The organism is Lysobacter sp., from assembly GCA_013141175.1.
Lineage (GTDB): Bacteria > Pseudomonadota > Gammaproteobacteria > Xanthomonadales > Xanthomonadaceae > Lysobacter_I.
Window position 1 is genome coordinate 3,801,454 of the sequence record JABFRN010000001.1, and the last position, 23,481, is coordinate 3,824,934.

A 23,481-nucleotide genomic window follows, 5' to 3' on the forward strand; every position below is an offset into this window, starting at 1 on the left:
GCTGTGGCGACCCTTGAACGTGACAGCGTTCGCAAATGACGATGCCCGGCCGCCTCATTCGGGCTGTCCGCCGTCGATCGATGGCGGATCCGTCCCGATGCCGCACACGACGCAAGTTTTCTTGGCCGGCACGCGATCCGGCTTGGTATCTTGTACGGTCATCCGGCTTCGCCAAAAGGTGTTTTCTTGGGTGTGCGTACGCCTCCCCGCAACGATGCGCCCGATCTGCTCAGCGTGGATCGCGACGCCCTGCGCCCGCTCGCCGAGCGCATGCGCCCGCACGCGCTGGATGACATGGTCGGCCAGCGCCGGCTGCTGGCGCCCGGCACGGCGTTGCGGAAGTCGATCGAAACCGGCCATGTGCATTCGATGATCCTGTGGGGGCCACCCGGCTGCGGCAAGACCACGCTTGCGCTGCTGCTGGCCCAATACGCGGATGCCGAATTCAAGGCGATCTCGGCCGTGCTCGCCGGGCTGCCCGAGGTGCGGCTGGTCCTGGCCGAAGCCGCGCATCGTTTCGCCGATGGCCGGCGCACGGTGCTCTTCGTCGACGAGGTGCATCGGTTCAACAAAACGCAGCAGGATGCGTTCCTGCCGCATATCGAGCGCGGCACGATCCTGTTCGTCGGCGCCACCACCGAAAATCCTTCGTTCGAGCTGAATTCGGCGCTGCTGTCGCGTTGCCGCGTGCACGTGATGGAAGCGGTGTCGGCCGACGACATCGCGGTCGCGCTGCAGCGTGCGCTCGACGATGAAGAACACGGGTTGGGCGGTCGTGGCCTGCGCATCGCGACGGAACAATTGCAATTGATCGCGACGGCTGCCGATGGCGATGTGCGTCGTGGCCTGACCCTGCTGGAAATCGCCGCCGAGCTTGCCGGTGAGAGCGGGGCAGGCGATGACGACGACCGTGCAGGGACGATCACCGACGCGATCCTCGAACAGGTGCTGGCCGACCGCACCCGGCGTTTCGACAAGGGCGGCGAGCAGTTCTACGACCAGATTTCGGCGCTGCACAAGTCCGTGCGCAGCTCGAATCCCGATGCGGCGCTGTACTGGCTGGCGCGGATGCTCGACGGCGGCTGCGATCCGGTGTATCTCGCCCGACGGATGACCCGGATGGCGGTGGAGGACATCGGCCTGGCCGATCCGCGCGCGCTGCAGATGGCGATTGATGCCTGGGATACGTTCGAGCGCTTGGGCAGTCCCGAGGGCGATCTCGCGCTGGCGCAATTGGCGATCTATCTCGCCAGCACCGCAAAGTCCAACGCCGCGTACAAGGCGTTCGGCGCGGCCAAGCGCGATGTCGTCGAGTACGGCACCCAGGACGTGCCGCTGCATCTGCGCAATGCACCGACCAGATTGATGAAGCAGATCGGCTACGGCAAGAATTATCGCTACGACCACGATGCCGATGGCGGCGTGGCGCTGGAGCAGACCGGTTTTCCCGATGCGATGGGCGAACGGGTCTACTACGATCCGGTCGAGCGCGGGCTGGAAATCAAACTCAAGGACAAACTCGATCGTTTGCGCGCCGAACGCAGCAAGGCACGGCGGGCGAAGCCGGAACCGGACGGGGCTTCCGAGTGATTGCCGTTCCTGTGGTTTTCCGCAACCCGTCGACTCGGAGTATCGGCTGATGGTCACGCAGTGGTGGCAGCAACTGCTGCTGGTCGCGATGGGCGGCGCGCTCGGTGCGGTCGGGCGTTTCTGGCTGGGCGGCGTGTTGTTGCGACAGATGGGCAGCGGCTTTCCGTGGGGCACGCTCACGGTCAATCTCGTCGGTTCGTTCGCGGCCGGCTTCATCGCGATCTGGCTCGAAGGCCGCGGACCGGCAGCGCTGTACTGGCGTGCGTTCCTGATCGTCGGCGTGCTCGGCGCGTTGACCACGTATTCGGCGCTGATGCTGGAATGCCTGCTGTACGCCAAGTCGCAGCGCAGCGGGCTGATGTTCGGCTACCTCGCGATCACGCTCGTGGCTGGACTTGCGTTGGTCTGGCTGGGTGCCCGGGTGGCTTCGGGGTTGAAAATTTCCTGACGCCTGCCTGATGGGCGTATGCGGAGTTTTCCGACAGCGCTTGTCGGAAATGACCGGCAGACCGTCCGCGGCATGGTCCTTACTGTGGAGTCCTCGCCACGACACGGCTTTCGCCGAGGACATCGCCCATGCCACTTCGTCTTTTTCTTCGACTGCCGACGCTCGCGTTGATCGCAGCCTGTCTACTGCCCGCAGCACAGGCCAGCGCGCAGGAGATCCATGCCTGCATCGATGCCAAGGGCAGGAAGAGTTATCAGAACATGCCCTGCGCCCCCGAGCAGCGCACTGCGTCGATACGCCATTACGAGGCCAAGTCGGAAGATCCGGCGATCGCGTCGCGCACTGCCGCGATCCAGAAGGAAATGGATCGTCGCAATCATTCCAGCGGCAAGGCGACGATCGTTCGTACCGGCGGCACGCGTCGAGCCACAGGCCCGACGCCGTGCCAGGCCGCCAAGGCGAAGCGCAAGGCAATGCTCGATCGCGTCGGTTTGAAGCGCAATTTCGAACTGCTCAGCCAGCTCGATTCCGAGGTATGGGAGGTCTGCAAGGGCTTCTGAAAGCCTGCTTGCACGCCGCGTCGATTACCTGCAGTGGCGCATCGCGTGGACGAATGGTTGGGTCGCGCTTCGCCCCTCATCCGGCGCTTCGCGCCACCTTCTCCCCGCGATGCGGGGAGAAGGAAAACTGCGGGCGTTGCTCCTGATGTTCTATCGCTGTGAGCATCGCGGGCTGTGAGCATCACGCGCAGCAAACATCACGGAAACCTTGGGTCGATCGCTTCCTGTTCGATCCGGATCGGTATCTGCTGCAGTGTGGACGCGATCTGCGGCCATCCCGCCTTGTCGGCCCAGTAGGCCATTTTCTTCAGGCACGCGGCCGATGGCGTTTCCGCATCCAGCGCATCGATGTCGAAGTCCAGCGGCGACATCAGCCAGGGCGACAGGCTTCTGCCTTCGGCGTTCGCGACCATCGCAAGCTGCGCGGCGATCCTGAAACCGCCTTCGTCGATATCGCCCCAGTGGTAGAGCCTGCATTCCGCAGGCAAGGATCCGAGCAGGCGCGCGAAGAATGCCCGCCACGCCGGCGAGGGCATGCCGCCGGTGTAGATCAGCAGGGCATCGCCAACGGGTAATGCGGCATCGGGCAGTGCGCGCGCGGCGTCGTGGAAGCTGGTGAGATTCTCGATGGTCAACACGTAGCGCGCCTGTGTTTCGATGGTGCGCACGGCATCGACCGGCAGGCCGAGATATGGGCGGCACAGCGCGATGGTCGCTTGCGGCAGGATCGCCAATCCCTGTCCTGCGACCAGCACCGGCTGCGGTTCGCGACGCAGGCCGAGCGCCGACCATATCTGCGTGTTCTCCAGGCCTGATGCGGTCAATTCGCCGGTCAGCAGCAGGTCGAGCCACGGCGACAGCGCTTCCAGACGCTTGCTGTCGCGGAAGATGCGGACGCTCTCGCGCCGGAGCAGACGCTCCTCGGTGTCGTCGCCGCGACAGGCCAACACCGCCTTCGCGGCATCGGCGATGTCGCGAGCAGCTTCGGGACCATGACCACGGACCTGACGGCCGCGTGTCCAGGCATCCAACACCTCATGCATGATCGGAAATGCCGTGGCGCAGTCGGCAAGCTGCACGGTGGCTTCCGCCACCTGTGCACTGAGCAGACCGATACCCAGATGCGCACCGAGAGATTCGAGACTGGCAAGCTGCAGTCGCAGCAGGCGCGGATGTTCGCCGAAGCGCTCGCGATCGGCGGCGATCGCACCGGCGCGTACCGCAAGCCCGATCTCCGCGTCGAAGGTTTCGATCTCGCCCAAGGTCCGCAGTCCGGTGTATTCGGGACATTTGGCCGATGTCATCGGCAGCGACACCGCTTCGGACTTTCCCTGCGATCGCGCCCGTTCGCCGCTGCGCAGCAAGCGCATCAACGCCTGCTGCGCGGGACTCACGCGGTGCGCTCCGCTTCGATCCGAGCATTCTCGATACGCGCGATCTCCGCTTCAAGCAATTCCGGATGCAGCGCGAACTGGTCGCTGTGCAGCAGCGCGCGGCCTGCGTCGGTCACGCGGATGCGTTCCACCTGCAGCAGCGGGCCATCGCGGAACAGTTCGATATAGCTGTCGAGCACGCCGGTGAGCGTGCCCTGTGCGGTGTCGGGCGCGGCCAGGATCAGCTGCAGGCCGAGCGAGCGCAGGTATTGCGTGGTGGCGCGCGCGTTCTGGGCGTCGATCTTGTCGCCGAATTCGTCGAGCATGATCAGGCCGAGCCCGCCCTGCTGGCCGTCGCGCTTGCCGTAGGCCGCCGCGAGCGCTGCGCCTGCGATCACGTACATCGGCGCGCGGTGTTCGCCGCCGGACCCCGACCGCATGCGCTCGCTCAGCGTGCCGATGACGCGTCCGTCCTGCTGGATATTGACCTCGAACGCGAAGAACCGGCGGTAATCGTCGAGCGGCGAGGGCGCATTGCCGCGACCGCCGATCTTTTCCTCGATGATGTCGCGGAACGCCTCCGGCACTTCGCCAGCGCTGCCGAACAGCGTGTCGGTCTCGCCGACATCCGACACTCGTTCGATGAAGCGGTACAGGTCCTTGAACTCGGGCGCGATCTCGTAGTGGAACCTGTAGCGCTCGTTGTTCGAGAAAGCCGGACTGCTCATCAGCGTCCGGTTGAGGATCTGGATCTGATGCTTCAGGCGGGTGAAGTTGTCGTACAGCGCCGACGCCACGTTCGAGCGGAAGGTTTCGACCGCCGTGGCGTAGGCCTCGTCGGCCATGGCCTGATGCTGGACCAGTTCGGTGCCCTTGAGGTAGGCGATCTCGCCGCGCAGCAGCGCATCGGCCTTGCGCCAGTCCTGCGGTTCGACATCCAGCGCGATGCCGTGGTCCTTGGCGTACTGGGCCAGGCCGGACCAGGCTTCGGGCAGTACGGCGTTGAGGGCCTTTTCGGCATCATCGGCGCGGTGCAGGCAACGGGCGATGCGATCGCCCAGCTCGGGATACTTCGCATCGAGTTCGTCGCGATGCTGCTCGACCAGATTCGGATCGACATCGGGATGCCGGAACGCATCCACCGCCGCGCGCGCGATGCGTTCGCTCTCGGCATTGAGCTGATCCAGCAGGACCTGCGCTGCGGTCGCCTTGCCCCGGATGACGGCTTCTTCGCCGACGAGCTTTTCGACCAGCGCTTCCAGCGCATCGCGGCGCTGCATGCAGGCTTGCGCGTGTTCGCTCAGCTGGATCAGATCCGGATCGGTTTGCGCGGCGCGGCTGTCGCACAGCGCGCGGTAGCGTGCGGCGGCTTCGCGGTGTTTCAGCAGCAGGGCGTGGATCGCATTCGCCGCATGCTCCGGGCTGCCGATGCGCGTCCATTCGGCGACACGCGCATCCAGCGTCTGCCATGCCGCTTCGAGCCGGCGGATGTCCTGATCGGCGCGCTCGATCTCGTCGCGCAGCAGCTTGAGTCGTTCGCGGTTGTCGGAGGCGCCGATCTTCAACTCGCTGGCGGCGGGCAGGCGCAGCCGCTCGACTCCGCCGCCTTTCACCACCAGACCGTCGCGGCTCATGCCCTGTTTCGCGCGGACGACTTCGGCCTCGGTTTCGATGCAGCGAAGTTCGCCGAGCTGGCGGCGCAGATAGGCGAGGGCGTCGTCGTCGCCGCGCAGCAATGCGGAGACGTGTCCGTCGCCGATGCGCATATCGGCGCGCGATTGACGCGCCTGACTGGTCAGCGCGATCTTCACCCCGTACACGGCGCGTCCGCCATGCAGTGCGCGATACAGTCTCACCGCGCGCTCTTCGTGTTCGGCAGGTATCAGCAGCGCTTCGACATGGCTGCGCAGATAGGCTTCGATCGCGCCCTGCCAGGCTGGATCTCTCACTTGCACGAGATCGCAGACCGGACGGCAGGGAATGCCTTCCTCTTCGAAATAGCTCATCAGCCGGATCACGTCCGGACGCAGCTCGGCCTTGCCGGCATTGAGTCGCTTCTGGTTCTGCCGGGCGTTGTCCGCGCGTCGGCGCGCGGCATCGAGTTCGCTGCGCAGTTCGTGCGCGCGGGTGGCGACCATCGCCATGGTCGGTGCCGCCAGCGTCATCGCGGACAGCAGTTCCGCATGCAGCGCATCCGGCGGCAGATCGATGTCGGCGTCGGCCGGCAGTTCCGAGATCTGTCGGAACAGCACGCCCCAAGGCGCTGCCGCCCTTGCCAGCGTGGCGACGTCCAAGCCCGGGAGTTCCAACTTCGACACCACCGCCAGCTGGTCGCGGACGAAGCCGGTACTGCGCATCAGTTCGCGCTTGAGCAGGGTCAGTTCGTCGCGGTCGCGGCCGGCGATCTGATCGAATGACGCCTGTTCGCTGTAGCCGCGCGTGCCTTGCAATCGTCTCTGTGCATCTTCCGCCTGCTGTCGTGCGGTGGCGCGGTCGCTGCGTGCCTGCTCCAGCGCGCGCGCGGTGCGCTGATGCGCATCGCGGACCTGCGCCAGCGCGTCTTCTGCAGCATCGACCTGTTCGCTGTGTGCGTCGCGGCGGTATTCGGCGCCGAGCGTGCGGTACGAAGCCGAGCGCGTCGCCTGAGCGGCGACTTTGCGATACAGCGCTTCGACGATCTCCGCGGCATCGATGCGACGCGCGACCTGTTCGATTTTTTCCTTGATCAGCCGGAAACCTTCGAGCAGCGCGCGGAATTTGCCGATGTCGGTCGGGCGTTCTTCGGCGACCAGTGTGCGCACGAACAGGTCGACATCGTTCACGCGCTGCAGATTCAGCGCGTTCTGGAACGCCTTGCGATACGCGGCCGGGTCGATATGCACATTGCTCGCCGGACGCAACTGCAGCAGCAGGTCGCGCAGGAAACGGTCGCTGGTGGCATGCAGTTCGACCTTGGTGCCGGCCGATTTGCAGCGCGCAGCGATCGCGGTGCGGAACTGGGTCCAGGTCAGCGGCAGCTGCTGGTCTTTGACCGTTTCCAGATGGTCGTCGAGGGTCAGCGCGACGCGCGGCAGCAGATACATGCCGTGCACGCGATGATCGGGTTCGTCGGCCGATGCGCCGAGCGCGACGCCAGCGCTCAGGATTTCGCCGCTGGCCGTATCCTCGAACACCAGACTGATATAGGTCGTCGCGGTCTCGCGCACGCGGCCGTCATCGCCGGCGCGGTACACGCCGAGGCAATAGTCGCGGATGCTGCGGGCGCGATGACTGCCGCCGGCCTGGGCGTTGAAGCGGATCTGGTTGCGGTCCGCCCCCAGCATCACGATCTGCAGCGCATCGAGCAGGGCGCTCTTGCCGGCGCCGTTGGGAGCGATGATCGCGGTGGTGGCGTCCAGTTCCAGCGTTTCGGCCTGGAACAGGAAGAACTGGACCAGATGGGCGCGCTTAAGCTGATACATCGTCGCTGTCCCTGTCCCTGTCGGTGTCGGTGTCGGTCGCGGCGTTGTTCATGACGCCACTTCTTTCTTCATTGCCGCCGTCATCAGTACGGCTGTCGTCATCGCCATCGTCGCGGTTGTGCTGATCGAGCCGCTGCAGCCACTGTGCGCCGACGATCTCGACGATGGCGGGCCGCACCACGATCCGGAACGGCTGCGGGTCGTCGGGTTCGCAGTCGATGGTCCTGCACACCGACCAGCGCCGCAGCATCCGCAGCGTTTCGCGCAGCGGACCCAGCTCGGGCATCGGCCGGCCGGTCATCGCCTGATAGGCCTCCTGCAGTTCGGGCAGTTCCACGATCACTTCGCCCTGATCCTCGATCTGGCCCTGGCGCATGGCAGCGTCGTAGCGATGGCGCAGCACCAGGATCAGCAGGGTCTGCTCCAGCGACACCGCCGTGCCTTCGCCGTGCGTCGGCAGCGCGACCACATAGCGGTAGTGCGCATTGCGTTCGAGGCGGATGCCCAACGGTTCCAGCGCGGCGGCGAAGTCGTTGAAGTAGGTTTCCACCAGGTGGTAATGGTTCCTCGACATGCGGTCGCTGCTGTACAGCACTTGCTCGGTAACCAACCGGTACGCGGCCCGCTCGAAATCCTGCGGGATGTAAAGGTCGCCGGAAAGCTGGCTCAAGTGTGCCCAGGAACGTTTCATGCCGCTGTATTTTCCTTGTTCTTGCGATCGCCGCCGCGGCGCAGGACGAAATGCGGCGCGTGCAGATAGGGGTTGTCGCTGTCGGGCGCAACCGCAGCGACTTCGTCCACGAGTTCGACCCGGAAGCCGCGCAACAGGCGGTGCAGCGGATCGTCGCGGTGCAGCCCGCCCTTGCGGCGGCTGCGCAGGGCGAGGGTGAGCAGGGTCTGATACGCGCGGAAATCCTCGATCGTCGAAATCCGCAGCGCGTCCGAATCGAGCGTCGCGCCGACGGCATCCCAATGCCGGTCGAGATAGCGCGCCAGATCTTCCGGCAGCACCAGCCGCACCCGCTTCATCCGCCGCAGCAGATTCAATCGCGCCAGTTGTTCCGGCGTGGGTTCGGCCTGCGCGTTGGCGGTGCGCGGGATCGGGCGAGGGCGCTGTTTCGGCGGACGCAGGCGCTGTTCGTCCATCAGCCCGCCCGGTGCCACCGGCAACCGCAGCGCGTCTTCCGGTGCGCTCAGCACACCGCGACAGGCCCGGCGCAGCAGGGTGTCGAGCTGGTCCGGCGCGCGCAGGCGGTAATCGAGAAAGGCGAGGGCACGACGGTTCGCTTGGCGGATGTCGTCGTCCAGTCGGCCGAGGTATTCGTCGATCCGGTCGATTTCGTACAGCCTGCGCAGGCTGCGGTTCAAGCGATGTTCGGCCAGCGCGGAGTCGCCGCCCGGCGCGCGCGCGGCGTACCACGTCAGCAACTGCGCGCGCAGCGGGCCGTATTCGATCTCGCGCACCATCGTCAGGATCGAGGTGCGCCGCGCCAGCGGATGGTCGGCGTTGTGCAGTTCGGCGTAATCGCCGACGAACAGTTCACCGACGTAGCGCTCGAACAATCGCCGCGCGAACTGCGCGGTGCTTTCGGCCTTGCTGAGCTCGGGCATCAGGTCGCGGACCTGCACGCTGATCGCCGCGACGTGCGAGAGCAGCTGACGCGACTGGTCGGCCGCCTCGTCCAGCGTGTCGCCCATCGCCTTGCCGGCGATCACCTGGTTCAACTGCAGCTCGATCGCCCGGACCTTGGCGCCGAGGAAGGTCGGGCCGCGTTCGGCGAATTCGATCAGCAGGGTCAGCAGTCGCGAGACGGTGTGGGTCATCGACACCATCTCGCGCGCGCCGATGCGCTCCTGACGCAGCCAGCCGGCCTGGCGGAAACGTTCGTAGACCAGATGGGCGCGGATCGCCAGCGGCGTGTCCGGCGCTTCGCCGTCTTCGTCCCAGGGGTCGTCGGTGAGCAGATAGCGCTCGAAGGCCGCAGTGATCTCGCGGCGCTGGAAACCGATGCTGGGCGGCATCGGCGCATCCGGGCCGAAACATTCGTCGAACAGACGACAGAGCAGCCGCCAGTAGTGCATCCGGTTGGGCGAGGCCAATGGGCCGAACAGTCCCTGCGGCAGCATCGAGAACAATGCGGTTCCCGCGGTCGATGCGCCTGGATTGCCGCTCGGGTGGCCACTCAAGATCGCAATACTCCCGGAAAGTGGGCCGAAGCTTCGGCAGGCGTCGCATTATCCCAAAAACACGGGCCGAACCCGCGCATCGAACGGAAATCCGGATCGCCGGGGTAGCATGCGGGCCATGGACCTCATCGAACACCGCCCACGCGACATGGAAGCCCACGACCGGGAAGCCCTCGATCGCGCATTCGCGCTGCTCGAATCCCCGTCCGTGGTCGCGAAATTGACGCATATCGTCGGCAAGCCGCTGGAGTCGGCGCTCGACAAGCTGCCCCAGGGGGCGAGCAGGCGCGTCCATTCGGCGGTGCGGGCGGCGCTGACCCGGTCGGTGCGCGTGGCGTTGGGCTCTCTGCGCGACGCTCCCAGCGCTTCGGCATCGACGCGCACGCATACGCTGATGTCGGCGGCCAGCGGCGCGGCGGGCGGTTTCTTCGGGTTCGCAGGCCTGATGGTCGAACTGCCGGTGACCACCACCATCATGATGCGTTCTATCGCCGACATCGCCCGCAGCGAGGGGTTTTCGCCGCAGGACCCGACGGTCGCCGAGGATTGCCTGGCGGTGTTCGCGCTGGGCGGGCCGCGCCGCGACGACGACGCATCGGAAACCGGTTACTACGCCGCGCGCACGATGCTGCAGGAAGTGTTGAAGCAGACGGCTGCACATCTGACGAAGGATGCCGTAGTACGTGCAGGCCAGCACGGCGCGTCGAGTGCGGCGGCAGGCAGAGCGGGCGCGTGGCTGGCCAAGTTCATCGAAGCGGTGGCGGCGCGCTTCGGTGTGGTGATCACCCACAAGCTCGCGGTGCAGTTGATGCCGGTGATCGGTGCGGCCGGCGGCGCGGCGGTGAACACGCTTTTCATCCAGCACTACCAGGACATGGCGCGCGGGCATTTCATCATCCGACGGCTCGAAGATGCCTATGGCCCCGAAGCGGTGCGCGACGCGTACATCGGGTTGAAGCATCGCTTGCAAGCGCCGGCGTGATTCGCGCCGGGCGATGGGGACACAACCGCCGCGCTACAACTGCAGCCGGCTTTCGAAACATCGGGCCGATCCATCCAGCGGATCGGTGAACGCCAACGAGCGCGCCAGCAGCTTGAGCGGGCACTCCGGATCGTCCGGCATCTGATCCGCCAGCTGCGGATACAGCGGATCGTTCCGGATCGGCGCACCGAGTGCGGCCATATGCACGCGGAGCTGGTGCTTTCTTCCGGTGACCGGTTCCAACGCGTAGCGCCATGTCTCGAGCCCGCGTTCGAGCACATCGATCCGGGTGAAGGCGTTCGGCTCGCCATCGATTTCCTGCGTGCGGAAGAAGGGCTCGCCACGCACCAGCCGGCTGCGGCGTTCGAGCGGCCATGTCGCCATCGGCAGCGGCGGGGCGAGCGCCTCGTAGCGCTTGTGGATCGCACGCTCGCGGAACAGCGACTGGTAGCGCGAGCGCGTCGCCGGGTTGTTGGAGAACATCACCACGCCCGCAGTCAGCCGGTCGAGCCGATGCAAGGGGACGATGTCGTTGTCGCCGAAGCGTTTCAGCAGACGCGCCAACAGCGTTTCGTTCACGTAGATTCCACCGGGCGTCACCGGCAGGAAATGCGGCTTGTCGACGACGATCAGATGGTTGTCGACATGAAGAATGGTTTCCCGCACCGCCAGGTGCGGCTCGACCTCGACTTCGCGGAAATAGCGGATTTCCGCGCCGACGCGGAATGGGCTGGATCCGGTCAGCGGCGCGCTGTCGGCATCGAGTACGCGACCGCGCGCGAAACGCGAGCGCCAGGTGTCGCGATCGATCGCCGGAAAGCGCGCGCAAAGCGCGTCGAGTACGGTCGCCCACGGGCCTGGCGGCAGCTGCAGGCGGCTCGGCGTACCGGCCGCTGATGACGCGACAGGCTGTGGAGCAGGCATCTGCCGGTCTTATCGGGACTGACCGGCCTTCACCGGGGGCCGCTCCGGAAACAGCCGGTTTACAGGCGCGGGGGAGGGACGCAACAGCTTCGTCAAACGGCGCTCGCGCGGATTCGGGCGGCCGGTGCTCCGGAAGACGATGTCGTCCAACTTCCAGGTGCTGCCTTCGAGCACCCACTCGTAGCGATCCCGCCAGCGGACAGGGTTTCCCTGTATGTTCGCGACGAATTCGACATCGACGGCAGCGCGGTTCTTGCCCAGCATGTTGGTGAGCCGGATATCGTAACTGTCGAATGCGTGGCCCTCGCCGGAATTGAAACCGAGCTCGGCGATACCGGCTGCGGCACCTGCTCCGACGGTACGTGTCCCGACGACGCCGGCTGCGACACCGCTTCCGGCGGCGCCGGGCTTCTCGTCCGGCTGTCCCGCAGCCAGCGCGTCCTGTTCGATGCGCGCGGCACGCAACGTAGCGCCGAGTCCCTTGCTGAAGACGGCGCGCATCTTGTCGATCCGCTTGACCTCCATCAGTGCGACGTCATGGCCGTAATCATCGAGGAATGTGCGGGTCAGGGTACCTGGTGTTTGCTGCAGTTTTTTTCCGCCGGCATGAGCCAGTGGAATCGCCGCGAGAAGCAGGAGGATGGCAAGCAGAGTGCGCATGGTCATTTCATTGTCGGCATGATGAATTCGGCCGGCTTCGATTCCGCGTGCAGGGCGCTGTCCGGCCAGCGCGCGGTGATCGTCTTCAACCGGGTGTAGAAACGCACGCCGTCGGGGCCGTGCACGTGGAGAGGTCCGAAGATCGAGCGCTTCCAGCCGCCGAAGCTGTGGAAGGCCATCGGCACCGGGATCGGCACGTTCACGCCGACCATCCCGGCCTGCACGCGATGCGCGAAGTCGCGCGCGGCGCCGCCGTCGCGGGTGAAGATCGCGGTGCCGTTGCCGTATTCGTGCGCGTTGACCAGCGCGAGGGCGGTATCGAAGTCGGGCACGCGCATCACGCACAGCACCGGCCCGAAGATTTCCTCCCGGTAGATGCGCATGTCGGCGGTGACGCGATCGAACAGGCAGCCACCGAGGAAGAATCCGTCGCTGTGTCCATCGACAGAATGGCCGCGACCATCGACGACCAGCGACGCGCCCTCGGCGACGCCCGCATCGACATGGCGCACGACCTTGTCGCGATGCGCGCCGGTCACCAGCGGACCCATTTCGGGATCGAGACAGCCGGGGCCGATCTTCAACGCCGCCACTTTCGGCGCGAGTGCTTCGACCAGCGCATCGGCGGTGGCGTCGCCCACGCAGACCGCGACCGAGATCGCCATGCAGCGCTCGCCGGCCGAACCGTAGCCGGCACCGAGCAACGCCGAGACTGCGCCATCGAGATCCGCATCGGGCAGCACGACCATATGATTCTTGGCGCCGCCCAGCGCCTGCACGCGTTTGCCGTTGGCGCTGCCGCGCGCGTAGATGTACTCGGCGATGGGCGTGGAACCGACGAAGCTGATCGCCTGCACGCGCGGTTCGTCCAGCAGCGCATCCACTGCGACCTTGTCGCCGTGGACGACGTTGAACACGCCATCGGGCAGTCCTGCCTGTTTCAGCAGATCGGCCATGTACAGCGAGGCCGACGGATCGCGCTCCGACGGCTTCAACACGAAGGTATTGCCGCAGGCGATGGCGACCGGGAACATCCACAGCGGCACCATCGCCGGAAAATTGAACGGGGTGATGCCGGCGACCACGCCCAGCGGCGCGTATTCGCTCCACGAATCCACGTCGCGGCCGACATTCATCGAATGCTCGCCCTTGAGCAGATGCGGAATACCGCAGGCGAATTCGACCACTTCGAGGCCGCGGGTCACTTCGCCTTTGGCATCGGACAGCACCTTGCCGTGTTCGGAAGTGATGATCGCGGCCAGATCGCCCGCGTGGCGCTCCAGCAACGCCTTGAACTTGAACATCACCCGCGCGCGATTGAGCGGCGTGGTCGCCGCCCAGTCGGGAAAGGCGGCAGCAGCGGCGTCGACCGCAGTGCGCACGTCGTCGACGGACGCCAGCGGCACGCGCTTGGTCACTGCGCCGGTCGCGGGATCGAACACGTCGGCGAAACGCTGCGCGACAACGACGCCGGGGTCGATCTTCCGACCGGCGATGAAGTGGGGAATGCGGATCATGAGGCGGGATGACCGGTTGCGATGTCAGGAAAGCCAGAGGATCGCGCCGTCGCCGCGTTCGGCCGCGCTCTTGTAGAACGCGACCAGCTCGCGATAGTTCTCGACCAGATAGTCGAGCGCATCGTCGCCGTCCCGCACCCAGATCATCTCCGGGTAGATCTTCGCCTTCTCCATCGCCTGGGGATCGAAGCGCGACTTGAAGACGATGTCGTCGGGCAGCCAGGCAGCGATGCTGTGCACCTGTTCCGGTTCGAGGAAACGCGCCGGACCGTAGCCGATTTCCTCGCCGATCTCCTCACCGCCCAGCACCGCCCAACTCAACGGTTCCGCGCCTTCGTCGATCTTGCCGGTGAGCAGGTAGTGGATGCCGTGCCAGGCCTTGTCGACATCGACGTAGTTCGGTGGATCGCTGTCGCCATCGTCCGGATGCAGATAGCCCTCGATCAGGTACGGATCGCTTTTCAGCTTGGACAGCGTCACGCGATCGACGGCTGCGAAACATCCGACCATGCCCATGGCGCTCTCCTGCGGGTGGAATCCGTTGCGTTGGACCGGTTACGCCAGCGCTTTCGCCGCCGGCACGTATTCGTAGCCCAGATCGTCGGCGACCGCCTTGTAGGTGATCTTGCCGGCATGGACGTTGAGGCCGTTCAGCAGGTGCTCGTCGTCCAGCAGCGCCTTCTTCGCGCCCTTGTTCGCCAGTTGCACCGCGAAGGGCAGGGTGGCGTTGGTGAGCGCGAACGTGGAGGTGCGGGCGACGCCGCCGGGCATGTTCGCGACGCAGTAATGGATGATGTCGTCCACTTCGTAGGTCGGGTTCTGGTGGGTCGTGGCCTTCGAGGTTTCGAAGCAGCCGCCCTGGTCGATCGCCACGTCCACGAGCACCGAGCCGGGACGCATCAGTTTCAGCTGATCGCGCGAGACCAGCTTCGGCGCCGCTGCGCCGGGAATCAGCACCGCACCGATCACCAGATCGGTGTCGGGCAGGCGCTCTTCGATGGCGTCGTGCGTGGAGTAGATGGTGGTCATCTGATGACCGTAGAGCTCATCGAGATATTTCAGGCGGTCCAGCGAACGGTCGAGGATGGTGACGTGCGCATTCAGGCCCATCGCCATGCGCGCGGCATTGATGCCGACCACGCCGCCGCCGATCACCAGCACTTCCGCCGGTTTCACGCCCGGCACGCCGCCGAGCAGCACGCCCGAGCCGCCCTGGGCTTTTTCCAGCGCATGCGCACCGGCCTGGATCGACATGCGCCCGGCCACTTCGCTCATCGGCGCCAGCAGCGGCAGGCCGCCCTTGCGATCGGTCACGGTTTCGTAGGCGATCGCGGTGCAGCCCGATTTGACCAGCCCGGCGGTCTGGTCGGGGTCGGGCGCGAGATGCAGATAGGTGTACAGCAACTGGCCTTCGCGCAGCATCGCCACTTCGACCGGCTGCGGCTCCTTCACCTTGATGATCATTTCGGCGCGGCGGAAGATTTCTTCCGCGGTATCGACGATTTCCGCACCGGCCTTCTGGTACATCTCGTTGGTCAGGCCGATGGATTTGCCGCCGTCCCGCTGGATCATGACCTTGTGGCCATGCACGACGAGCTCGCGCGCGCCGGCCGGGGTCAGACCGATCCTGTACTCGTGGTTTTTGATTTCCTTGGGGACGCCGATCAGCATGGCTCGATTCCGTCGATAGAGTGGTTGGCGCGCATTAGGCCGTCTGGCCGATCACATGCGCAAGGGTCTGGAAGATGCGGTCGATGTGGGCGCGTTCGAGGATCAGCGGCGGCGACAGGGCGATCACGTCGCCGGTCACGCGGATCAGCAGGTTTTCCTCGTGGAAACACCGGGTGAAGACGTCGTAGGCGCGGGCTCCCGGCGCACCCGGGCGGGGGGCGAGTTCGATCGCGCCGATCAGGCCGATATTGCGGATATCGACCACGTTCGGCTGGCTGCGCAGCGCGTGGATGGCATCCGCCCAACAGGTTTCCAGCTCGATCGCCTTCTCGAACAGGTTTTCTTCGGCGTAGGTGTCCAGGGTCGCCAGCGCGGCGGCGCAGGCCAGCGGATGGCCGGAATAGGTGTAGCCGTGGAACAGCTCGATCATGTTCTCCGGGCCGTGCATGAAGGCCTCGTGGATCCTGTCGGCGATCAGCACCGCGCCCATCGGCACGCAGCCGTTGGTCAGGCCCTTGGCGGTGGTGATCATGTCGGGCTGCACATCGAAGCGCTGCGCGGCGAAGGCTTTGCCGACGCGGCCGAAACCGGTGATGACTTCGTCGAAGATCAACAGGATCCCGTGCTTGTCGCAGATCTCGCGGATGCGTTTCAGGTAACCCTTCGGCGGCAGCACCACGCCGGCCGAACCGGCGACCGGTTCGATGATGACCGCCGCGATGGTGCTGGCGTCGTGCAGGGCGACCAGCCGTTCCAGGTCTTCCGCCAACTCGAGGCCGTGCTCGGGCACCCCCCGGCTGAAGGCGTTGCGTTCGATATCGAGGGTATGGCGCAGGTGGTCCACGCCGGGCAGCAGGCTGCCGAAGAACTTGCGGTTGTTGGGCAGGCCGCCGACCGAAATGCCGCCGAAGCCGACGCCGTGATAGCCCTTTTCGCGACCGATCAGGCGCGTCCGCTGGCCTTCGCCACGGGCGCGGTGATAGGCGAGGGCGATTTTCAGCGCGGTATCGACCGACTCCGAACCGGAGTTGGTGAAGAACACGTGGTTGAGGCGATCCGGTGCGATTTCCACCAGACGCTCGGCGAGCATGAACGGCAGCGGATGCGCCATCTGGAACGTCGGCGCGAAATCGAGCGTGGCGATCTGCTGCTGCACGGCTTCGACGATGCGCGGGCGGGCGTGCCCGGCATTGCAGCACCACAGCCCACCGGTACCGTCGAGGATCTCGCGGCCGTCCACGGACCGGTAGAACATGCCCGACGCGCTGGCCATCAGGCGCGGATGGGCCTTGAACTGGCGATTGGCCGAAAACGGCATCCAGAATGCGTCCATGGCGTCCGGCTGCCGGGTGGCCTGGCGGGTGTAATGATCGCCGAAGCCGGTGGCGGGTACAGGGCGGGTGTCGTCGCGCATGAAGGGATTCCAATGCTGGTGGTTCGGCCGGCAGGACACCGGCAAGATCATGATGGGAAGCTTAGCGCGTTGAAAAAACTTTACAACCGATGCTGAAATCGACAAAAAATGCTGCAAGGCCGCAAGCGTGTAAAGTATCCCGCATCAATAAAGTCGACGGATTTTGAATGGATATCGGCGCGCGCCTGCAACTCATTCGCAAGACCAAAGGCCTGAGTCAGCGCGAGCTGGCCAAGCGGGTCGGGGTCACCAACAGCACCATTTCCCTGATCGAACAGAACAAGGTCAGCCCCTCGGTCAGCTCGTTGAAGAAGGTGCTGGACGGCATTCCGATCTCGCTGGCCGATTTCTTCACCATGGATCTCGATGCCGGCCCGGTCGACAGCCCATTCTACGAATGCGGCGAACAGCCCGATGTCGGCAACAACGATATCCACTACTACCTGATCGGCCAGCGTCGGCCGCAGCGGCAGATGTGCATCCTCCGCGAAATCATGCCACCGGGCACCGACACCGGCGAGAGCATGCTGGCGCACGAAGGCGAGGAGGGCGGTGTGATCGTCCAGGGCCAGGTCGAAGTGACGGTGGGCGACCGGGTCCGGGTCCTGGGCCCGGGCGAGGCCTATTACTTCGAGAGCCGTATTCCGCACCGCTTCCGCAACATCGGCGACGGGGACGCGATCCTCGTCAGCGCCAATACGCCGGCCACGTTCTGAACTTCAGGAGTCTTCCCCATGACCGCTCCCCATACCCGAGACAGCTGGCAGACCCTCGCCGACAGCCTCCGGATCCGGACCCAGGCCTTCATCGACGGCCGCTACGTGGACGCCGCCAGCGGCAAGACCTTCGACTGCCTCAGTCCGATCGACGGTCGCGTGCTGGGCAAGGTCGCGGAAGGCGAGGGCGAGGATATCGAACGCGCGGTCGCTGCCGCCCGGCGCAGTTTCGAGGCCGGCCTCTGGGCGAATGCCCGGCCCACGTATCGAAAGAAGATTCTCATCAAGTTCGCGCAACTCATTGAACAATATGGCGATGAACTCGCCTTGCTGGAAGCGCTGGACATGGGCAAGCCGGTAACCGACGCCCGCGCCGTCGACGTGGCGGCGACCATCCGCTGCATGGCCTGGACCGGCGAGGCGCTGGACAAGGTCTACGGCGAGGTCGCTTCGACCGGCGAGGACGAACTGGGCCTGATCACCCGCGAACCGCTGGGTGTGGTCGGTGCGATCGTGCCGTGGAATTTCCCGATGCTGATGGCGATCTGGAAGATCGCGCCCGCGCTGGCGATGGGCAACTCGGTGGTGTTGAAGCCGTCGGAGAAGTCGCCGTTGACCGCGATCCGGTTGGCGGAGATCGCGATGGAGGCGGGTATCCCGGCCGGCGTACTGAACGTGGTGCCGGGATACGGCAAGGGCGCGGGCGAACCGCTGGCCCTGCATATGGATGTCGATGGGCTGGTGTTCACCGGATCGACGGCGGTGGGCAAGCACCTGCTGCAGTGCGCCGGACGCTCCAACATGAAACGCGCGTACATGGAATGCGGCGGCAAGAGTCCGAACATCGTCTTTGCCGACGCCCTGGACCTGGCACAGGCTGCCAAGGCCGCCGCCAGCGCCATCTTCTACAACCAGGGCGAGGTCTGCACCGCCGCGTCGCGCCTGCTGGTCGAGCGCTCGATCAAGGACGACTTCGTCGCTGCCGTGGTCGAGGCCGGCAAAGCCATGCACCCGCGGCATCCGCTGGAGCCGGGCGCACCGATGGGCGCGATGGTCGACGAAGGCCAGACCGCGCGCGTGCTGGATTACATCGCGAAAGGCCAGGCCGATGGTGGCCGGCTGCTGCTGGGCGGCAAGCGCGCCGACGTGGTCGCTGGCGGTTGCTACATCGAGCCGACGGTCTTCGACGCCGTCGAACACGATCACACCATCGCCCGCGAGGAGATCTTCGGCCCGGTGCTGTCGGTGATCGCCTTCGACGACGAGGCCCACGCACTGCGGATGGCCAACGACAGCGAGTACGGTCTGGCCGCCGGGGTCTGGACCCGCGACATCGGCCGCGCCCACCGTGTCGCCCGCAAACTGCGCGCGGGCAGCGTCTGGGTCAATTACTGGGACGGCGGCGACATGACCGCGCCGTTCGGCGGCTACAAGCAGTCAGGCAACGGACGCGACAAGTCCCTGCACGCCTTCGAGAAATACACCGAAGTCAAAGCCACTTGGATCAATCTGGCGACTTGAAGGGAGCAGGGCGCTCCGGTATGACCCGAAGCGCCCTGCTGGTCGAGCATCCATGCCCGGCTTGCACGCTCGATTTGGATGTACGGCTCAGCAGGCATCCACGGTCAGATTCGTATCCGGATCGAGATGGCTGAAAGGCGCCGATCCGGTGGAACGGCCGTGCACGGTGTGCCCGCCTTCGGTCACGAACCAGTACGCGCGGGCGTTGTCCAGATTGCCCATGATGATCAGATTGCCCGGCGTGGTGACGTAATCGCCGATGGTCAAACCGGCGCCATCGGTGATCGGATCGTCGCTGCCCGCAGCCGCCTTGCCGATCATGCCGCCGATCAGCGCACCGATCAGCGCGGCCACGGCCACCACCACGGCGGCGATGATCAGCACGACCAGCAAGCACAGCAGATAGAACGGCCCGGATGCCGAGCAGCCGATCGCCGCGCCGATCGCCACCGCAGCGATGATGCCGCCGATCCCGGCGATGGCGGCCCCTGCGATCGCGCCGCCGCCTGCGGCGCAGACTTCGGAGCTGTGGAAGATCGCGCTGATGATCGGGGATCGCTCGGTGTCGTCGTTGCACACCACGGTCGCCCCGCCGTTGGCGGCGAGATCCCAGTAATCGCATTTGACGACCACATCGATACGCGGATGACTGGCCGCGAACGGAAACACCCATTCGCTCCAGTCGTCGAACGATGGAAATACGTCTTCGATCACGCCGGCCGAACACGTATCCAGCCCCCTGGGCGCTTCGACGCAGTTCTTGTAGAAGAACACGATGATGACGATCATCACGGTGACATAGGCGGCCACCGCGCCGAGCCATACCGCAACCGGTGCGGTGATCCCGATCAGACTGAAACTCTGGGTGAGAAACGCGATCGTTTCGGCGAATTTGGTGATGACCGTGACGACGCCCGAACCCAGCGAGATCAAGAGCAGGATCAGGCCCCAGAGGTCCGAAAAGGTGGTTGCGGTCGAAGCACTGCCAACGCCGCAGGCTGGTTTTGTATTGGCCATGGCTCAGCCCTCCTTCGTGCGTTGCGTGGGTTTGCGGCAGTAGCGGCAGAGCAGTCGGCCGACGAGCAGGCCCACCAGCATGCCGATCAGGAAGAACAACAGCGGTTGCCCACTCAGGTTGCACAGATAGACAGTGAGCGTGCTGGTCAACAGCGCATTGATCAGCAGCGGACCCGCGACCGTCGACGCCGCATAGCGCAACGGCCCGCAGAGCAGGGCGAACAGCGCGCCCCAGCAGAACAGCGCCAGCACCAGCGCGATGTACAGCCACAAGGGGTAAGCGACCGGAGTGAACGCTTTGCCCATCAACCAGACGACGCAGAACATGAAACCCGTCAAAGCGCCGATCAGCATGCCGTTGAGTTCGCATGGACCGAGACGCTGCGAGAAGGGGCGCGTGATGGCGATCATGCCGCGGATGAGTGCGTTCATGAGTCGACCCTCACCAGGAACGTGACGCCACCCAGGAGCCTGCCGCCGCTGTCGTAACCGACCACGGTGGCTTCCTTGAGGATGAAATCGCCGGCCGGCGGCACGATCGAGGCGGGCACGTGGGTGGTCAGCGTGGCGGTGATCTGTTCGCCCGGCGCGAACACGCGGCTGGTCGGCGTGACCGCGCCGCCGATATCGTTGCCCAACACCACCAACGTGATCGTTTCCGTGGAAGCCGACGCGTTGACGACCGCGAATTGCTTGCTGGGCGTCTTGCCGACCTGCGACGTACGCACGCCGTGGATGGCCTGATAGCCCAGATTGTTGTCGGCGACCTTGTCGTGCGGATGGCTGATCCGGACCTCGATCGAGACATCGTTGCCCAGCGCCCGCACCGCGTCGTTGATCGGGAAGGCCAGATCCTTTGCATCGGGTGCATAGCCGAGGCTGATCAACTGGTCGCCCAATGAGCTGTAGGCCGTGCCGATTCCATATTGCGCCCAGCGCACCTGGACCAGGGTGTTGACCGCGCTGGCTTCATTGGATTCGTTGTGCACCCGGACCACGATGCTGTCCATGAACCGCCAGTCGTCCCACCAGTTGGTCTGGATGTCCGGACTTTCCCAACTGGTGCTCAACCCCTGGGAGAGCCGTTGGCGCTGGCTGTAGATCGCCGGGTCCGGCCGTTTCGGCGGCTGATCGGTGCTGATGCATTTGCAGTGCGGGCGTTTCGGCTTCGGCCGCCATTCGCACGTGTTGTCGTTTCGGCCGACAGTGGCTGCAGCCGCCAAATTGCGCTCCGACATGGCATTCTCCTGAGTCGTAGGCTTGAAACGTGATCGTTTTCACGTTTCTGATGATTCCAACGCTCGTTGTTCGACCAAGCGGACACGGGGGCGCACACGGAGGACGTTGCCAGGACACTGAGGGGTATGCGTCTTTTACATAATATGCATTATGCGAAATAATAAGGATCGCTCCCGCTGGTGACAGGCCCGCGGCAACGTCGTGCTCAGCTTGCCCCTACGGCACCGGAAACGCAGATGGCCGGTTGAACCCGGCGCTTGCCCGCGCTGGATACAACCGGCCATCGATGTTTGTACGCGATGACAGCAACCGCCGACCTGATGCCGGTCATTCAACTCCGAGATCGACGGGGGCGTCGATGAAGTCCAGTCCAGCGCCCACCTGGTTCACCTCCGCTCACCGCGTCCGCATCAACCGCTCTTGGCCGCGACTGCGCGCAGTTCGGCGATCACCAGATCGCGTAGTTCGGCGGATGTGGGCTGCGCTTGCTCCGGTGCTTTCGCCTTCGGCGCCGCGCCTGGAATCGGCGCAAGCGGCGCGGCGACGTGGACGTCCCCGCCATCGGCCTCTTCTTCGATCTTTTCGACGAAGAAACCGTTGTCCACCAGTGCTTCGAGCGAGCGCTTGAACGCATCGACGACGGCTCGATAATCGCTGTCGACATGCGAGAGATTGAGGAAATTGTTGCCGGAGGTCGAGGTCTCGACGCCGTTGTCGCGGAGCAGCAGGATCAGCAACTCGCGGACGATGCCGTAGGGATCCTCATGGAAGGCGATCCGGAACCACGAGCTGAACGTCTCGAGGGAAAGCGGCAGGTTGCGCGCCAGGAAGTAGGCGTTGAGCTCGTCGCACAGGTCTTTCGTCCTGCGGTTGAGCACCCCGATCTCGCAATCGCAGGTGTCGTAATCGCATGCCTTCGTCGGCGGGCAGATCTTCTCCATTTCCTTGCAGACGGCCACTGCCGCAGACACTTTGAGCGAGTTCTGGGTATGCGTTCCCGCCATCACCGCGCGCTTGAGGCTCGGCATCGAATTGTCGTCGAAACCATAGACGCCGCCATCGACATAATCCAGGTACTTCGCCTGGCCGGCGATGATGCCCGTGGGCATGCCGCCGCCCGGTACCTTGCCGTAGGTGCTCATGTCGGGCACGACCTTGTAGAAGGACTGCGCGCCGCGACGGTTGGCGCGGAAGCCGGTCACCATTTCGTCGAAGATGAACACGATGTTCCGTTCCAGCGTGATCCTGCGCAGTTCGCGCACGAACTCGACGGGACGCCGTTCCGGGAATCTCGACTGGATGGGTTCGATCAGGACGCATGCGATCTCGCTCGCATGCTCCTCGATGAACGCAAGGCTGTCGGCGGCGCCGTAATCCACCATGTAGATCTGGTCGGCGTACTCCTGGAGGAGCCCGGGACCCGCCGACACCGCATGATGATCGCCACCGTGCATGGCGAACACGGTGTCGGAAAGGCCGTGGTAGGAGCCGTCGAAGATGACGATCTTTTTCTTGCCCGTGGCCGCGCGCGCGATGCGCGTGGCCCACATGACCGCTTCGGTGCCCGTCTGCGCGTAGACCATGCGTTCGTACCCGGTCAATTCGCAGAACCGCCTTGCGGACTCGAACAGGTCCTCGCTGTAGGCGACGAGCGGATAGCCCTGGTCCAGTCGCTTGCGCAGCGCGTCCTTCATGAACTCCGGCTGGTGCCCGAAGAAATTGACGCCGTTATCGCCGGTGATGTCGACGTAGCGGTTGCCGTCGACATCGAACAGATACGCACCTTCGGCGCGAGCGTAGGTGAGCTGGTACTGCATGGACTTCAGCGGGCGCTTCAACCCGGCGACCTTGCGCTGGTCGACGAAATGCTTCTGTTGCTCCAGCGCGTTGCGCTTGGATGTCGGGGTCCGCGTCGCGTAACGCGCCGACAGCTCGGTGATGAAGCGCTTCTGCACATCGTCGAGATGGGCTTCATGGATCGGCTTCAGGGCCCGGGGCGCCGCCCCGCCCTTCCTGCCGCCCTGCCCCTGCGTTGCGGCGCCATCGGTCACGGTGAGCGAGCGCAGGCTTTGCACCAGGCGGTTCCGGTCCTCGTCCGAGAATCCGCCATAGAGTTTCATCGCATCCTCCTTGCCGATCCTGCGGGCGAGGATGTCCTGCATCACTTTTTCCACTGTCGATTCCATGATTTTTTCCTTCCG

At 65.1% G+C, this 23,481-nt stretch carries 20 protein-coding genes; 6 read left to right on the forward strand and 14 right to left on the reverse strand.

Annotation, left to right across the window (positions count from 1 at the left end; genetic code table 11):
• The first annotated feature begins 270 nt into the window (after positions 1-270).
• From HOP03_16745 to HOP03_16755, 3 genes are all read left to right on the forward strand, one after another.
• The gene (locus HOP03_16745; protein ID NOT89806.1) at positions 271-1,590 is read left to right on the forward strand and encodes a replication-associated recombination protein A; all 1,320 of its coding nucleotides are present in this window, start codon (positions 271-273) and stop codon (positions 1,588-1,590) included.
• 49 nt (positions 1,591-1,639) lie between these two features.
• On the forward strand, positions 1,640-2,038 hold the full coding sequence (crcB, locus tag HOP03_16750) for a fluoride efflux transporter CrcB (GenBank protein ID NOT89807.1): 399 nt from the start codon (positions 1,640-1,642) through the stop codon (positions 2,036-2,038).
• A 128-nt stretch (positions 2,039-2,166) separates the two neighbouring features.
• On the forward strand, positions 2,167-2,598 hold the full coding sequence (locus tag HOP03_16755; GenBank protein NOT89808.1) for a DUF4124 domain-containing protein: 432 nt from the start codon (positions 2,167-2,169) through the stop codon (positions 2,596-2,598).
• 197 nt (positions 2,599-2,795) lie between these two features.
• Here HOP03_16755 and HOP03_16760 read toward each other — a convergent pair whose 3' ends face one another.
• Genes HOP03_16760 through HOP03_16775 form a run of 4 tightly spaced genes read right to left on the reverse strand, consistent with a single transcriptional unit; the run spans position 2,796 to position 9,559 of the window.
• Positions 2,796-3,992 carry a DUF2399 domain-containing protein gene (locus tag HOP03_16760; GenBank protein NOT89809.1) on the reverse strand — a complete coding sequence of 399 codons (1,197 nt, stop codon included), beginning with the start codon at positions 3,990-3,992 and terminating at the stop codon, positions 2,796-2,798.
• The gene (locus tag HOP03_16765; GenBank protein NOT89810.1) at positions 3,989-7,432 is read right to left on the reverse strand and encodes an AAA family ATPase; all 3,444 of its coding nucleotides are present in this window, start codon (positions 7,430-7,432) and stop codon (positions 3,989-3,991) included. The genes HOP03_16760 and HOP03_16765 overlap by 4 nt, the downstream gene beginning before the upstream one ends.
• Positions 7,419-8,123, reverse strand: coding sequence for a DUF4194 domain-containing protein (locus tag HOP03_16770; GenBank protein NOT89811.1), 705 nt, complete (start codon positions 8,121-8,123; stop codon positions 7,419-7,421). Before HOP03_16770 ends, HOP03_16765 begins: the two co-directional genes overlap by 14 nt.
• Positions 8,120-9,559 (reverse strand): hypothetical protein, encoded by a 1,440-nt coding sequence (locus HOP03_16775; GenBank protein ID NOT89812.1) that lies wholly within the window; start codon positions 9,557-9,559, stop codon positions 8,120-8,122. The genes HOP03_16770 and HOP03_16775 overlap by 4 nt, the downstream gene beginning before the upstream one ends.
• Before the next feature lie 178 nt (positions 9,560-9,737).
• Between HOP03_16775 and HOP03_16780 the strand changes: the two genes are divergently transcribed.
• Entirely contained in the window at positions 9,738-10,601 is an 864-nt protein-coding gene (locus HOP03_16780; GenBank protein NOT89813.1) for an EcsC family protein, read from the forward strand.
• A gap of 33 nt (positions 10,602-10,634) precedes the next feature.
• Here HOP03_16780 and HOP03_16785 read toward each other — a convergent pair whose 3' ends face one another.
• From HOP03_16785 to HOP03_16810, 6 genes are read right to left on the reverse strand one after another with little or no spacing between them, the layout of a single operon-like run.
• Positions 10,635-11,525, reverse strand: coding sequence for a pseudouridine synthase (locus tag HOP03_16785; GenBank protein NOT89814.1), 891 nt, complete (start codon positions 11,523-11,525; stop codon positions 10,635-10,637).
• Between the two features lie 9 nt (positions 11,526-11,534).
• Positions 11,535-12,191 (reverse strand): hypothetical protein, encoded by a 657-nt coding sequence (locus tag HOP03_16790; protein ID NOT89815.1) that lies wholly within the window; start codon positions 12,189-12,191, stop codon positions 11,535-11,537.
• Positions 12,188-13,702 (reverse strand): CoA-acylating methylmalonate-semialdehyde dehydrogenase, encoded by a 1,515-nt coding sequence (locus HOP03_16795; protein ID NOT89816.1) that lies wholly within the window; start codon positions 13,700-13,702, stop codon positions 12,188-12,190. The genes HOP03_16790 and HOP03_16795 overlap by 4 nt, the downstream gene beginning before the upstream one ends.
• Before the next feature lie 24 nt (positions 13,703-13,726).
• Positions 13,727-14,218, reverse strand: a complete 492-nt coding sequence (locus HOP03_16800) for a YfbM family protein (GenBank protein ID NOT89817.1) — start codon at positions 14,216-14,218, stop codon at positions 13,727-13,729.
• Between the two features lie 39 nt (positions 14,219-14,257).
• Entirely contained in the window at positions 14,258-15,373 is a 1,116-nt protein-coding gene (gene ald / locus HOP03_16805; protein NOT89818.1) for an alanine dehydrogenase, read from the reverse strand.
• 34 nt (positions 15,374-15,407) lie between these two features.
• Positions 15,408-16,787: an aspartate aminotransferase family protein gene (locus HOP03_16810; GenBank protein NOT89819.1), complete on the reverse strand. Its 1,380-nt coding sequence runs from the start codon at positions 16,785-16,787 to the stop codon at positions 15,408-15,410.
• A 167-nt stretch (positions 16,788-16,954) separates the two neighbouring features.
• Here HOP03_16810 and HOP03_16815 point away from each other — a divergent pair, with 167 nt between their 5' ends.
• The gene (locus HOP03_16815) at positions 16,955-17,503 is read left to right on the forward strand and encodes a cupin domain-containing protein (GenBank protein ID NOT89820.1); all 549 of its coding nucleotides are present in this window, start codon (positions 16,955-16,957) and stop codon (positions 17,501-17,503) included.
• 18 nt (positions 17,504-17,521) lie between these two features.
• Positions 17,522-19,024 carry an aldehyde dehydrogenase gene (locus tag HOP03_16820; protein ID NOT89821.1) on the forward strand — a complete coding sequence of 501 codons (1,503 nt, stop codon included), beginning with the start codon at positions 17,522-17,524 and terminating at the stop codon, positions 19,022-19,024.
• An 87-nt stretch (positions 19,025-19,111) separates the two neighbouring features.
• Here HOP03_16820 and HOP03_16825 read toward each other — a convergent pair whose 3' ends face one another.
• The 4 genes from HOP03_16825 to HOP03_16840 all read right to left on the reverse strand — a co-directional run bounded on the left by HOP03_16825 (position 19,112) and on the right by HOP03_16840 (position 23,466).
• The gene (locus HOP03_16825) at positions 19,112-20,041 is read right to left on the reverse strand and encodes a hypothetical protein (protein NOT89822.1); all 930 of its coding nucleotides are present in this window, start codon (positions 20,039-20,041) and stop codon (positions 19,112-19,114) included.
• 3 nt (positions 20,042-20,044) lie between these two features.
• Positions 20,045-20,473, reverse strand: coding sequence for a hypothetical protein (locus tag HOP03_16830; protein NOT89823.1), 429 nt, complete (start codon positions 20,471-20,473; stop codon positions 20,045-20,047).
• Entirely contained in the window at positions 20,470-21,279 is an 810-nt protein-coding gene (locus HOP03_16835) for a hypothetical protein (GenBank protein ID NOT89824.1), read from the reverse strand. The genes HOP03_16830 and HOP03_16835 overlap by 4 nt, the downstream gene beginning before the upstream one ends.
• Before the next feature lie 411 nt (positions 21,280-21,690).
• Entirely contained in the window at positions 21,691-23,466 is a 1,776-nt protein-coding gene (locus tag HOP03_16840; GenBank protein NOT89825.1) for an aminotransferase class III-fold pyridoxal phosphate-dependent enzyme, read from the reverse strand.
• Positions 23,467-23,481: the final 15 nt, after the last annotated feature.

Bases quoted from the DNA above. Each gene is read 5' to 3' on its own strand.
- HOP03_16775 (NOT89812.1), bottom strand. From the start codon at position 9,559: ATGCTGCCGCAGGGACTGTTCGGCCCATTGGCCTCGCCCAACCGGATG.
- HOP03_16790 (NOT89815.1), bottom strand. From the start codon at position 12,191: ATGACCATGCGCACTCTGCTTGCCATCCTCCTGCTTCTCGCGGCGATT.
- HOP03_16835 (NOT89824.1), bottom strand. From the start codon at position 21,279: ATGTCGGAGCGCAATTTGGCGGCTGCAGCCACTGTCGGCCGAAACGAC.
- HOP03_16785 (NOT89814.1), bottom strand. From the start codon at position 11,525: ATGCCTGCTCCACAGCCTGTCGCGTCATCAGCGGCCGGTACGCCGAGC.
- HOP03_16770 (NOT89811.1), bottom strand. From the start codon at position 8,123: ATGAAACGTTCCTGGGCACACTTGAGCCAGCTTTCCGGCGACCTTTAC.
- HOP03_16745 (NOT89806.1), top strand. From the start codon at position 271: ATGCGCCCGCACGCGCTGGATGACATGGTCGGCCAGCGCCGGCTGCTG.
- HOP03_16780 (NOT89813.1), top strand. From the start codon at position 9,738: ATGGACCTCATCGAACACCGCCCACGCGACATGGAAGCCCACGACCGG.
- HOP03_16825 (NOT89822.1), bottom strand. From the start codon at position 20,041: ATGGCCAATACAAAACCAGCCTGCGGCGTTGGCAGTGCTTCGACCGCA.
- HOP03_16815 (NOT89820.1), top strand. From the start codon at position 16,955: ATGGATATCGGCGCGCGCCTGCAACTCATTCGCAAGACCAAAGGCCTG.
- HOP03_16820 (NOT89821.1), top strand. From the start codon at position 17,522: ATGACCGCTCCCCATACCCGAGACAGCTGGCAGACCCTCGCCGACAGC.
- ald (NOT89818.1), bottom strand. From the start codon at position 15,373: ATGCTGATCGGCGTCCCCAAGGAAATCAAAAACCACGAGTACAGGATC.
- HOP03_16800 (NOT89817.1), bottom strand. From the start codon at position 14,218: ATGGGCATGGTCGGATGTTTCGCAGCCGTCGATCGCGTGACGCTGTCC.
- HOP03_16830 (NOT89823.1), bottom strand. From the start codon at position 20,473: ATGAACGCACTCATCCGCGGCATGATCGCCATCACGCGCCCCTTCTCG.
- HOP03_16840 (NOT89825.1), bottom strand. From the start codon at position 23,466: ATGGAATCGACAGTGGAAAAAGTGATGCAGGACATCCTCGCCCGCAGG.
- HOP03_16755 (NOT89808.1), top strand. From the start codon at position 2,167: ATGCCACTTCGTCTTTTTCTTCGACTGCCGACGCTCGCGTTGATCGCA.
- HOP03_16795 (NOT89816.1), bottom strand. From the start codon at position 13,702: ATGATCCGCATTCCCCACTTCATCGCCGGTCGGAAGATCGACCCCGGC.
- crcB (NOT89807.1), top strand. From the start codon at position 1,640: ATGGTCACGCAGTGGTGGCAGCAACTGCTGCTGGTCGCGATGGGCGGC.
- HOP03_16765 (NOT89810.1), bottom strand. From the start codon at position 7,432: ATGTATCAGCTTAAGCGCGCCCATCTGGTCCAGTTCTTCCTGTTCCAG.
- HOP03_16810 (NOT89819.1), bottom strand. From the start codon at position 16,787: ATGCGCGACGACACCCGCCCTGTACCCGCCACCGGCTTCGGCGATCAT.